Below are 12,101 nucleotides of genomic sequence, written 5' to 3' on the forward strand. Positions count from 1 at the left end.
TTTATGTATTAGTATTTTATGGTACTAATTTTTTTACTACGTCTAATAAAGCCGAGTTGGATTTTAAAATTTCTGTATTTAATTTAGTTTGATCTTCAAATGAAGAGTTACTTCCCTTGGGGTTATCTACAATGCTCTGTCCAAAATATTTTTTTGCTAAATCGGCTTTAATTTCATTTTGCTTATCTTCGGGAAGATTTAATAGATACTCAGGTAATGCCTCTAATTCCATATACGTTTGATGTGCTTGTTCTGCTATTTGTCGATAAAAGCCAATTTGTTTAAAACAATAAGTAAATAAAGTAGCTATTACAGCTATTATTGTTAGTTTAGTAGTAATAGCATTACTGACTGATAAATCATCAAAGAATTTGTATGCAAATAGCTGACAAATAACTAAGATTACAGATAACACAATTAGCATCATGATATAAAGTTCATAAACTTCTACAGTTCGTTTATATTTTTCATATTTATCTCTATAAATAAATTTTGTTTTTTTAGATGCGGCTTCATTTTTATATAGTTCTAAATCTCGGATTAAATTTTCGCTTCTTTCGTAATTATCTTTTAATTTTGGCTCTAGCACATTAGATATTTTTTTATTAATAAGTTCTATTGATATAGTACTCAAGTTGCTTAAATTTATGAGATCACTATATATAAATAATATGTTTTGATCTATTTTAAAGAGATATGGAATTTCTCCTCCGCTTTTTTTCCAATCTTTAAACTCCTCGGGAATATAAATAGCAAAACTACGGAAACAATTATTTAATCTATGAGTGGCATTTGAACTCATAGAGAAAAAAAAATTCTTAGAGTCCTCGCTTAGAGAGCTGATATTTTTTCTTAAAAAATCATCTTTTTCTTGTATTATTTTAAAATTTTCTTTAATTCTTTTACCAGTCTCCTCATGGCTAACAGGTATGTCATATTCATAATGTTTACTGAAAATTTCACCAATTTCAGTATTACTTTTGGTATCTAGATAACCATTAATACGCTGTATATTGCTACTAATCTGTTCTATATTTAATTGATTCATATTTTTTTATGAAATAGAAAATTAATTAAATTATATTTTATTAATTTTTAAATTTATAGGTGATCTGAATGAAAAATCTAAAACCAATCCTCCTTACAATAAGCCTTTTAACAGCATCATTTACACAAGCAGTGATTCCTGCATCATCACCCGCAGCCAAACCCCAAGTGGCAGGCTATTATCATTACGACTTTTATGGTCATCAGATCACTGCTTTATTAGATGGAACAAACTACCTCAATCCATCTATGTTTAAAGGCTTAAATGACAGTGAAAAAACTGAGATTCTTAAAAAATACGCAGCGATCAATGACAAAGGCATCCAAACCTCAGTCAATGCATTTTTGATTAATACAGGCAATCAGCTTTTAATGGTCGATAGCGGTGCGGCAAGCTGCTTTGGTACACATTTAGGCTCAATCTATAACAACCTCAAAGCATCAGGTTATCAGCCTACACAAGTGAATGGCATTTTCCTGACCCACTTACACCCTGACCATGTCTGTGGTATTTCAAACAATGGCGTGGCGAATTATCCAAATGCGATATTGCATATTTCAAAAACCGAATATGACTATTGGCTGAGTCCAAACACCGTAAAAAAACTGCCAAAAGATAAGCAAGCAGGCTTTTTAGGAACAGTTGAAAAAATCAAAGCAGCACTTGCGCCATATGAAAAAGCTAAAAAGATTAAAGTCTTTTCAGACAAATCTTTACGCTTCGGCGATGTCGAATTTAAACCATCCTTTGGTCATACCCCAGGACATTACAGTTTTAAACTGAAAGCTGATGGACAAGAAGTGGTGTTTATTGGTGACATCGTACATTCACATACCTTGCAGTTCGACAAACCTGAAACCGCGATTGAGTTCGATATCGATCCACAAACAGCAATCCAAACACGTTTAAAACATTTTGCTGAATATGCCAAAGAAGGTCAGCTTATTGCAGCACCACATTTACCATTCCCGGGGCTTGGGCACATTTATTCCAAAGATGGACAAAGCTATCAGTGGGTGCCAGTTCACTTTAAAGATTAAACTAAAGTCACGTAATGGTTGAAATTTCAAGTATTTTTATTTAAAGTTCCCTCGCTTAAAAACGGGGGTAAACTAATGAAAAAATTATTAATTTCAATTATCGCAGCAACTTCAGTATTGGCGACAGGCTGTTCAGTTCGTATGGCTGATATGACAGTTGCTTCAACTAAAAACTATAATCTCAACTCTAATCAGTTCGTGAAAGGTGAACGTGTAACAGGTGAAGATAAGGTCCCAGTTGTCTTGTTCCCTTTAGGGGTTCCAAACTTTAAAACTGCTGTAGATCGTGCTATTGAAAAAAACCGTTGCGCTGTGGCTCTTTCTGATGTGGTGATCACTCAATTGAATCAAGCATTCATTGTTGGTCAAATTGGTTATCGTGTAGAAGGTACACAAGTAATTGACCGTTCACAGCCTGAATGTAAGAAATAAGATTTTAAAAAAGCCTCTAATACGTTTAGAGGCTTTTTTATGGGCATATTTAAATCAAAAATTAGGTGTCTAAATTTACGTTCTGTCTTCGGTCGATATATTCAACATAACCTCGCCCCTTACGTTCAGTTCCATTCAGCAAACCACTCCACTGATAAGAACTCACATAACCTGCAGCTAAACCATAACAATATTCCGTATCTGCCACCGCAAGAATATCTAACACTTTCTCACCTTGATGATGTGCAATCCATCTGAAAGACTGAGGCACCTCCATTTCAAAACCGTCAGGTGTTATTTTCGGATCAGGCTTTAATGCGATCACTTGAAAAGCAACCTCACCATCATATTGAATAGAAGTACCATCAATATGGCGATAAGACACCGCGGTATAAGTAGGTTCACCTGCAAAACCGATATAGGCCAAGACCAATTGTGACTCATCATCTATGTTGATGACTTGATAACTAAAACTGTCTAAAGGCACCAATCCTGTGGTCGGTTTATTGGGAGTCGGCAACATTGAGCTTGAGACTGCTTTCCAATGTTCCAGTGTACATAACCCTTTAACTTCAACACGTTTTCCATGTTGGGTCAAATGACCGTCATATTGCATCAATACACTAAAGTGCTGATATAACATGCTATGTGCAAACCACGTAATGGCAGGCGTCGGGGTTAACCAAATATCAACTTGCAGATCATCACGTTCAGATACTAGATGATAACTCCCTTCAATTTCAGCAAGGAAAGATTCTCGACCAAACTCAACCTTAAATGGCTTTTGATGGAATACAATTTCGTCTTGAATATTATAAATGCGAAAGGCTTCTTCATCTGTCGATAAGGCTGTTCCATGAACCAAAGTAGCGGTATTTTCAGGACTAAGACCAGAAATCGACTTGGGTAAATGCGTTATCTTCGCACCAACATCACCAATGACAGAAGCATAGGACAGATATCGAAAAGGCTCAGGCAAATCTGGAATCATAACTCCATAATGCGTACTCGCGAATTGACGATGAAAAACATGCGCGTCTAAATTATATTCGCGTGGTAAAAGTGCTTGTTCTTCTGGCTCTACTGCACCCAAAAGGTTTTTGGCCATTTGACCCAATTGATAGTAGAACTTTTGTTGTAGACTTTTATTTTTTGAATGACTACTGAGGAGAGAATACATAACAAACTCACAAACAATGAGAGATGTTTACACCCTAAACAACCTCTCCTCAGTTCTTTATAGCTGATCAGGACTGGCAAATGTGAATTCAGGTCAGATCATAAAAATTGTTAGACAAGATTAAAAATGTGATCTACTTCACACCAAAAATCAACTTCAATCCGAGCACAGACATCACAATGCCCGCACCACGATCAAATACTTTCTTAAATTTTAAATACACCGCACGCGGTTTTTCCGCTGATAATGCAACCGCCACCAACGAGCACCAACCAGCATCGATAAAAAAGCACAGCATTGGTAACACAAAGTAAAAATACAACGGAATCTCTTTGGGTAATAAAGCTGTGAAAATACTGGCAAGTACAATCGCAATTTTAGGATTCGACAATTGAGTAATTAAGCCTGTGGTAAATGCACGTCGTAAACTCATCGGATGCAATGCAGAATGATCAGCTTCGATTGGATCTTTGGCATGTTTAATAATTTTATAAGCCAAAAACAATAAATATAATCCACCGCAGATTTTCAAAGCCAAATATGCTGAAGGCACTGCAACTAAGAATGCCTGTAAGCCTAATACTGCCAATAAACCAAAAATCGCAGCACCGAGACCAGTTCCCAGTGCAGTAAATAAACCATGTTTACGCGAAATAGCGATTGAATTTTTAGCGACATAGATTGAAGTCGGCCCCGGACTCATTGCGCCCAGTAAAAGTGCTGCTGCAATCGAACCTAAAATCCAAATTGATTCCACATTAATTCCATAGTAGATGATTGATTTATCGCGTTATTCTACTTGGAAGCCTTATGAATATTTCCCTAATTATTTGAGTGATTTTTTTAAATATTAAAATTATTCACTATTTATTTCATTATTTTTAGCGAATTAATTTACTGTATAAATTAAATACAATTGATTTTATAAAAAATATCCAAGTCATGCTAATCATCATCTGACAGTGCTTCATTATATGCAGTTTCATGTGGAGACAGACGATAGTCCCTTTCCTGTACAGGTACGCCAGCAATAACCATACTTCGAGCTTCTGTTTTAGGTTTGTTTAGAAAATCCTGCTCACAGCCTAAGGCCGTTAAAACGAACAAACCCAATAATAAAATGGATAGAGATTGCTTCATGCCACCCTCCCAAAATTCCGTTTTCTTTCAGATTAGCACTTCTGATTATTTTTTAAACATATTTTTTCACTGTTTTTCAATTTCTCCGAGTAAGAGCTAAGATTCGAAATCCGCTATACTCTTAAAAAACCAAATGCTCGCACTATGTTTGATACGATTGCCCAACAGGTTCAAGATCAGGAAATTTCTTTAAATGGTTTAAACATCACAGTTCGCCGTTTAGACCAAATTCATCCACATATCTCTGGAAATAAGTTTTATAAACTGAAATACAATTTTATTGAGGCAAAACGTCAAGGCTTTCAAAATGTAATGACCTTTGGTGGGGCTTATTCAAATCATATTGCCGCCACAGCGTTTGCTGCGCATCAATTTGGCTTTCAGTCTATTGGGATCATTCGTGGTGAGGAACTCAAAAACTCAGCCCGCAATCACACCCTCGCCACCGCAGAACGTTTTGGTATGGCGCTGCATTTTATCTCACGAGAAGCATATCGACACAAAAATGATCCTGAGTTTTTAGCTCACTTAGCGCAACGCTTTCCTGAAAGTTATTTAATTCCAGAAGGTGGCACCAACTCGCTTGCCATTCAGGGCACTCAAGAAATTTTAAAAGATGCTGATCAGACCTTTGACTTCATTTGTTGTGCTGTCGGAACAGGCGGTACGATTTCAGGATTGATTGAGCGCAGTTTAAACCGTCAAAGAATTATTGGATTTTCTGCATTAAAAGGCAATTTTCTGAATGATGAAGTAAAACTACTGACGGGTAAAAACAACTGGCATATCACTGATGATTATTGCTTCGGAGGCTATGCCAAAACCCGACCTGAACTGATTCAATTTATTGAAAAGTTTGAATATGAATACCGTATTCCACTTGAACAAGTCTATACCGGAAAAATGATGTTTGGCATTCATGATCTTATACAACAAAACTATTTCCCCAAAAACGCTAAAGTTTTAGTCATTCATTCGGGCGGGCTTCAAGGTCGAACGATTTAGTTGATCTTGCTTCTGCTTCTGTTCGCTTGAATTAATCCGATAATGCTCAGTTCATCGTAATTTACCGTTATAATTGCGCTGTTTCGTTTTTTGATTATTTTCATGTCTTCCAAGCAATACGATGTTTTAGTAATAGGTGCGGGTGCATCTGGTTTAATGACCGCATATATGGCTGCTCAACGTGGGCGTCGTGTCGTGGTGGTTGAAAAAGCCAATAAAGTGGGGAAAAAAATTCTCATGTCAGGTGGAGGTAAATGTAACTTTACCAATCTGTATGTTGAGCCTGACAACTATATTTCTCATAACCCGCATTTTGTTATCTCAGCACTCACCCGTTATACCAATTGGGATTTCATTGGCTTGGTCTGCGAATATGGCATTGAATACGAAGAACGTAAACACGGTCAGCTCTTTACCCTTAACGGCGCGAAAGAAATCTTAGCCATGTTACTTGCTGAGTGTGACAAAACTGGTCTAGTCGACATCAAAACCAGTTGCGAGGTGAAAGCCGTCAACGCCCTTGAGGAGCACGGTTTTCAGGTGGCAACCAATTTAGGTTTTTTTGAAGTTGAATCTGTCGTGGTCGCATCTGGTGGTCTCTCAATTCCGACGCTTGGTGGCTCAGGCATTGGCTATGAGATTGCTAAACAATTTGGACACTATGTTTATCCAACTCGTGCAGGTCTAGTCCCCTTTACTTTTTCTGATGGTTTCAAAGAAGTGACGACACGACTTAGTGGCAATGCTGTTGAAGTGACATTAAGCAATCATCTCAATAGCTTTACTGAAGCACTCTTGTTTACGCACCGTGGTTTAAGTGGTCCAAGTTCTTTACAGCTCTCAAACTATTGGGATGTGGGTCAAAGTTTTAAAGTCGACTTTTTACCAAGTATCGATCTCTTGAATTTTTTTAAAACTAAAAAACAAAATCAACCTAAAGTGTTACTTCGCACCTTACTCGCTGAACACTTACCGAAGAGTGTCGTAGTTGAATTACAACAGTTGATTTGGATGGATCAAGCTGAAATATCAATCGGGAATATCAGTGATGAGAAGCTAGAGGCGATTGCCCAGCGCCTTCACGCATTTGAAGTTAAACCTTCTGGGACTGAAGGTTACCGTACGGCTGAGGTGACTTTAGGTGGAGTTGATACCACTGAAGTTTCCTCAAAAACAATGGAAAGTAAAAAGCAAAAAGGGCTTTTCTTCGTCGGAGAAATACTCGATGTAACGGGCCATTTAGGTGGATTTAACTTTCAATGGGCTTGGTCATCTGCACATGCTGCATCTGAGTATGTCTAATTAACAACAAGTATTGTTCATTTTGTAATTAAAGGGGCATCCTTCGCCCTCTTTGACTATCATCCCTATTGATCAATCGAATGCTTCATTATTCATTTATCTTTTCTAAAAGCAGAATTTATGAGGGTCTTTGGGCATTGGTATCAGTTGAATCAAGCATTTGTGTGGTTGGATCTGTTACTGCATCATCAATAGATGGTGTATTGAGTCTGTTGTTTTCAGTAGCTTTTGAATTTGCAAAAACAAAGCGGTAAGCGCTTGCTAAAAAACCCACGGTGATACCTGCAATCACTATTGGGGCGAATAATTTATTAAATTTCTTACTCATAATTTTTACTCTTTTTCATGAGGATCAGCCAAACCATGCTGACTGATCCCGACACAAATTTACATGTTATTTAAGGTCATTTTTAGGCTGTGTATTTTGATCTGACTCTCCTGTAGATCCATAAGGATTATTCAATGGTTGAGTTGGCGCTTCTACATCAATTTGCGTTGGTGGAATATCTTCATCTTGATATTCTTCCGCAACAGTTGAAGCATCCATTTGCTCAGTAAGTGGTGGCGTGACTTGTTCAGGCTGATTTGGTCTTGGCTTATTCGCGTCAGATTTCGCTTTATCGATTAAGTCAGTCAACAATCGCTCTGCAGGTTGGCGACCACCTAGACCAAATGCAAGTGCAAAAGCGACAGCAACCGCTCCAAGTGTTAATCCAAAGGCTAAATTTACGATCGAGTCAGCGATTCCCATTGCACGCAAGCCCATTGCCACAACTAAACCAATGATCAGTACTCGGACAAGATTCGCTAACCAATGTGCGCTATTGGTCTCACCACGTTTCACCACATTGGCAACTAGATTTGCTAGCCAGAAACCAATGACGAGGATAACTGCACCTAAAAGTACATTCGCTCCGAAATAAATGAACATCGCAATCAAATCACTAATTTGATCGAAGCCCAAACGATTCGCAGCTTCAGACACCGCAAAGAGCATGGTGAAGAATACAATCAAATGACCGACAACTTTTGATATTTTGGTTTGACCCAAAAATCGTTGCATATCGAGCTTTTGAGGAATGTTATCAACACCTGTCCCAGCGATCACTTCAACCACAAGATTAGATACGAAACGTGAGACCACATAAGCAATGATCAGGATTAAACCTGCTGCGATGATATGTGGAATTGCATTCATGATTTCATACAACATAGCCGTTGCTGGTTGTGAAATCGCGTCTACACCCAAAGCCTCAAACGCAATAATCAGTGAAGTAATGATGACTAAGGCAAATACAAATGATCCTAATAGCTTAGGCAGATTAGAATTTTTAAAAACTCCGACTTTTTCAGCTTGCTGTTGGACATTCAAACTTGAAAGTAGCCCTTCGACAATACCGCGTACAATTTTTGCCAAAATGTAACCAACAAATAAAATCACACCTGCCATAAAGATATTCGGCAAGTAGGCAACGGCTTCAGTCACCATATTCTGAACTGGATATAACAAACCATTTAAGCCCAAAATAGACAGCACGATCGGTAAGAACAGCAATAAAATGAGCCAATAAACAATTTCACTGATATTTTGGCTAAATGAGCTCACACCAACGTCTTGACTGAGCTTTTCATCCAATTGTGTACGACTGAGTAGTCGAGTTAATCCAACTTTGACCAAATTGGCTACGATCCATCCAATAAAACCAACTGCTACTGCAGCCAATAATTGTGGGATAAATAGTAAGAATTGTTGAACCATATTACTAAAAGGACCACTCACACTGGTCAGGTTTAAAACGTTGAGTGAACCGATAACAGCAATAATGAGGATCAGCCAGAAAACGACTCTGGAGATGATATTTTCTATATTTGAGCGATGTCCTGTCGCGCTACTTAATTTTTGATTGGTATTTAATTTTGCAAGTACCTTCTTAACCCCTGCGGCAACGATTAAAGCGATGATCCATCCTATGAGTAAAATGGCCACTGCAGCAATAATTGGTTGGAATTGCTCCCAATAATACATTGCATCAAAGCCCCCAGTTCGAGTGAAGTCGTTATATTCATCATTCATTGGTTACGCCTCTTCTTATGTTAAGTGTTCTGAATTACGATTGATTTAATTCTTTTCCCTAGATCATTTTTCGATCGCGTCATCACACCATAAATTTCGAATATTTTTTAATCAACTCAAAGCATCATAAATACAACACATTGTTGCAAATCAAGAAAAAACCCAGCCGAAGCTGGGTTTAAACGTGAAAAGTGTAGTGGTTTATTGATCGTTTGCGACCGCAGTAACGGTATTATCCACTGCTGAATCTGTTGCCGTTGCTGTATCTGCATTATCTTGAGTTGCAGGAATAGTCGTATCAGCAGGAATTTGACCTGGTGTTGGATCACGATCAGCGAGCATATAGAAAATGAAGGCTGCTAAAAAAATACCAACGATAATCAGAATATACACTGGGATCTTACTTTTCTTCTTTTGATCATTATGGGTCGGATGATTGGATTGATCTACCATGATGCCCCTCTTATGTATTTTGATGATTTTTTATACTAGCAATCTATCATGTTGTTTTGTGTGAAAAAACATTATCAATTCGTACCGATCAAAGCACATGAGCTGTGATGCAAAATAGAGTATAATATGCACCCTCCTCATTTTTATTGTCGATCTGTATGACCTATCGCCGACAAAGTGTCTCTTTAGATTTAGACACAGATGTCACTCATGCCTGTTCTTTGCATCATACCCGTGATGGGCATTTGATTGGAATTATTGAGTTTACGAAACCAAGCTATGTGCTGAAGTGGGGTGACTTAGAGTATTTCCGCCGTCGCACTGAAGAATTTTCGGTGATGCCCTTTCCTGAATGTGTCAACGGCATGATCATCGACATTCGTAACATCGCTTGCTTCTTAGATAATGAAGTGCCCATTATTCCTTGGCGTTTACTCGAGGAAGAATGCCCAATTCGTTTAGTGGTTCCACACGATCGTTTGGAACATTATGCAGGTTTATTTGAACCGACTTGGCTCACGAGCGATGTCGATACTGCGATTCAAGAGATTCGTCAATTTATGGATATGTTTGTCCATTAAGTATGTCGCATAGTATTCCTATGTAATTTAGAAAAAAACCTCCGAGATGGAGGTTTTTTTGTGCCTCAATTCCCTCTCCTCGTAGGATAGGATGATTTGGACTTACCAATAGTTCTCTACCGCAATATTTCCTTCACCACGACGATTCATGGTCAGGCCACGTGCTTTCAGAGCCTCTTTTGTATCTTCAACCATTTGGGGATTCCCACACAGCATGATATGTGACGTTTGCGGATTAAAATCGACACCTACGGTTTTCTCTAACGCTCTATTTTCGATTAATACTGGCAATCGATCATGCAATGGCGCATTTGGATCACGTGTAATAATTGGCACAAATTTAAATCCTGTATGACCTTCACCAAAGGTATCCGCGACTTCCTGAATTCGGTCTACGTAAGCCAATTCGCTTGCTGTCCTCACACTGTAAACCAAATGAATATTTTTATATTTTTGCCATACTTCAAAGTCTTGCAACATAGAAATAAATGGTGCGAGCCCCGTGCCTGTCGCCAATAACCACAGGTCATTTGGCATAGGTAATTGGTAACGTGCTAAAGTCAAAAATCCATAAGGAATCTTTTCCAAATAAAGTTCATCGCCGACTTTGAGATGTTGTAAATTTGATGTAAAAGCACCATCTGGTACAACAATTGAAAAGAATTCTAAGGTTTCATCAAAAGGCGATGAAACGACAGAATACGCACGTACCACTAAATCATCGCCAACTTTCAAACCAATACGCGCGAACTGCCCTGCGGTAAATTTAAAATGTGCGGGACGCGTCATGGTAAAGCTAAATAAAGTGTTGGTCCAACGATGTACAGAAAGGACTTTTTCTACGCTAAATTTTTCAATTGACATAATTTCTACGTGGCATGACAGACTGCGCTCATGGTAGCATGACAATATAATTTATTAATATTTTTTCACATTAAGGCTTCATTCATGCGCATGACATTACGCCAACTGGCTGTTTTCGTAGCTGTCGCTCAAGAGGGTACAGTAACTAAAGCAAGTGATGCTGTACGACTCACACAAAGTGCTGCAAGTATGGCGTTAGCAGATCTTGAAGATGGTCTCGGTGCACCATTATTTGATCGCTTAGGAAAACGACTTCAACTGAATGACTTGGGTCGTTTTTTACTCCCACAGGCGCTTGAAATTTTAGGTCGATGTGAATCATTTGAACAAGCAGCTAAAGGCGAGCTTCAAAGTATTGATCTTCGTATTGGGGCGACTTTGACCATTAGCGATTATTTGATGCCTGATTTAATGGCTGATTTTCTTCAATTACAACCACAAGCACATTTGCAACTTCAAGTGGGCAATACGCGTCAAATGATTGAAGCTGTTAATCAGTTCCAACTTGATTTAGCACTTATCGAAGGTTCATGTCACTTACCTCAATTACAATCGATCCACTGGCGTGATGATGAGCTTGCTGTGTGTTGCTCACCAGATCATCCCTTGGCGAAATTAGACCGCCCTCTGACCATTGAAGACTTTAAACAGGCTGAATGGATTTTACGTGAAGAAGGTTCAGGGACTCGTGAAGTCTTTGACAACGCAATCCTGCAAGACTTACCGAATGCCAATATTCGTTTAACTTTGGGTCATAATGAAGCTATTTTGAAAATTGTTGCTGGTGGTTTAGGCATGTCATGTATTTCAAAATTAGCCATTGAACCATTAAGAGAAAAACAGCAACTGGTGATTTTAGAAACGCCGTTCTGGCAACTCACACGTCCTTTATTTATGTTAGTACACCGTCAAAAATATCAAGGACCTGGTTTAAAAGCCTTTATGAAATTCTGTAATGCTTAATAAAAAAAGCTCCTCATAG

14 protein-coding genes are annotated in these 12,101 nt (G+C 38.3%); 6 read left to right on the plus strand and 8 right to left on the minus strand.

What is annotated here, in order from left to right; genetic code table 11:
• Positions 1-16 precede the first annotated feature (16 nt).
• Complete coding sequence (locus tag AC1M87_RS10220; RefSeq protein WP_481593625.1) at positions 17-1,048, minus strand: hypothetical protein; 1,032 nt, start codon at positions 1,046-1,048, stop codon at positions 17-19.
• Positions 1,049-1,116: 68 nt separating this feature from the next.
• Between AC1M87_RS10220 and AC1M87_RS10225 the strand changes: the two genes are divergently transcribed.
• Positions 1,117-2,088, plus strand: a complete 972-nt coding sequence (locus AC1M87_RS10225; protein ID WP_481593626.1) for an MBL fold metallo-hydrolase — start codon at positions 1,117-1,119, stop codon at positions 2,086-2,088.
• Between the two features lie 75 nt (positions 2,089-2,163).
• Positions 2,164-2,520: a hypothetical protein gene (locus AC1M87_RS10230; RefSeq protein ID WP_035267298.1), complete on the plus strand. Its 357-nt coding sequence runs from the start codon at positions 2,164-2,166 to the stop codon at positions 2,518-2,520.
• A 61-nt stretch (positions 2,521-2,581) separates the two neighbouring features.
• Here the strand turns inward: AC1M87_RS10230 and AC1M87_RS10235 are convergent, their stop codons facing one another.
• The 3 genes from AC1M87_RS10235 to AC1M87_RS10245 form a co-directional block, all read right to left on the minus strand.
• On the minus strand, positions 2,582-3,700 hold the full coding sequence (locus AC1M87_RS10235; RefSeq protein WP_481593627.1) for a DUF6670 family protein: 1,119 nt from the start codon (positions 3,698-3,700) through the stop codon (positions 2,582-2,584).
• Between the two features lie 133 nt (positions 3,701-3,833).
• Positions 3,834-4,457, minus strand: coding sequence for a LysE family translocator (locus tag AC1M87_RS10240; protein WP_481593628.1), 624 nt, complete (start codon positions 4,455-4,457; stop codon positions 3,834-3,836).
• Positions 4,458-4,645: 188 nt separating this feature from the next.
• Positions 4,646-4,840 carry an NF038215 family lipoprotein gene (locus AC1M87_RS10245; RefSeq protein ID WP_481593629.1) on the minus strand — a complete coding sequence of 65 codons (195 nt, stop codon included), beginning with the start codon at positions 4,838-4,840 and terminating at the stop codon, positions 4,646-4,648.
• Between the two features lie 144 nt (positions 4,841-4,984).
• Between AC1M87_RS10245 and AC1M87_RS10250 the strand changes: the two genes are divergently transcribed.
• On the plus strand, positions 4,985-5,845 hold the full coding sequence (locus AC1M87_RS10250) for a 1-aminocyclopropane-1-carboxylate deaminase/D-cysteine desulfhydrase (protein WP_481593630.1): 861 nt from the start codon (positions 4,985-4,987) through the stop codon (positions 5,843-5,845).
• 102 nt (positions 5,846-5,947) lie between these two features.
• Positions 5,948-7,147: a BaiN/RdsA family NAD(P)/FAD-dependent oxidoreductase gene (locus AC1M87_RS10255; protein WP_092766957.1), complete on the plus strand. Its 1,200-nt coding sequence runs from the start codon at positions 5,948-5,950 to the stop codon at positions 7,145-7,147.
• Positions 7,148-7,265: 118 nt separating this feature from the next.
• Here AC1M87_RS10255 and AC1M87_RS10260 read toward each other — a convergent pair whose 3' ends face one another.
• The 3 genes from AC1M87_RS10260 to AC1M87_RS10270 all read right to left on the minus strand — a co-directional run bounded on the left by AC1M87_RS10260 (position 7,266) and on the right by AC1M87_RS10270 (position 9,674).
• Positions 7,266-7,475: a hypothetical protein gene (locus tag AC1M87_RS10260; RefSeq protein WP_092766956.1), complete on the minus strand. Its 210-nt coding sequence runs from the start codon at positions 7,473-7,475 to the stop codon at positions 7,266-7,268.
• A gap of 66 nt (positions 7,476-7,541) precedes the next feature.
• On the minus strand, positions 7,542-9,221 hold the full coding sequence (locus tag AC1M87_RS10265; RefSeq protein ID WP_481593631.1) for a mechanosensitive ion channel: 1,680 nt from the start codon (positions 9,219-9,221) through the stop codon (positions 7,542-7,544).
• A gap of 201 nt (positions 9,222-9,422) precedes the next feature.
• Positions 9,423-9,674, minus strand: a complete 252-nt coding sequence (locus AC1M87_RS10270) for a hypothetical protein (protein WP_092766954.1) — start codon at positions 9,672-9,674, stop codon at positions 9,423-9,425.
• Positions 9,675-9,832: 158 nt separating this feature from the next.
• On the opposite strand from AC1M87_RS10270, the gene AC1M87_RS10275 reads away from it, so the two are divergent.
• Positions 9,833-10,255 (plus strand): hypothetical protein, encoded by a 423-nt coding sequence (locus AC1M87_RS10275; protein WP_035267287.1) that lies wholly within the window; start codon positions 9,833-9,835, stop codon positions 10,253-10,255.
• A 102-nt stretch (positions 10,256-10,357) separates the two neighbouring features.
• Here AC1M87_RS10275 and AC1M87_RS10280 read toward each other — a convergent pair whose 3' ends face one another.
• Positions 10,358-11,119 carry a ferredoxin--NADP reductase gene (locus AC1M87_RS10280; protein WP_035267285.1) on the minus strand — a complete coding sequence of 254 codons (762 nt, stop codon included), beginning with the start codon at positions 11,117-11,119 and terminating at the stop codon, positions 10,358-10,360.
• A gap of 84 nt (positions 11,120-11,203) precedes the next feature.
• Between AC1M87_RS10280 and gigC the strand changes: the two genes are divergently transcribed.
• Entirely contained in the window at positions 11,204-12,082 is an 879-nt protein-coding gene (gene gigC / locus AC1M87_RS10285) for a LysR family transcriptional regulator GigC (protein WP_481593632.1), read from the plus strand.
• Positions 12,083-12,101 lie beyond the last annotated feature (19 nt).

Source organism: Acinetobacter sp. 24-47-62 (genome assembly GCF_056779765.1).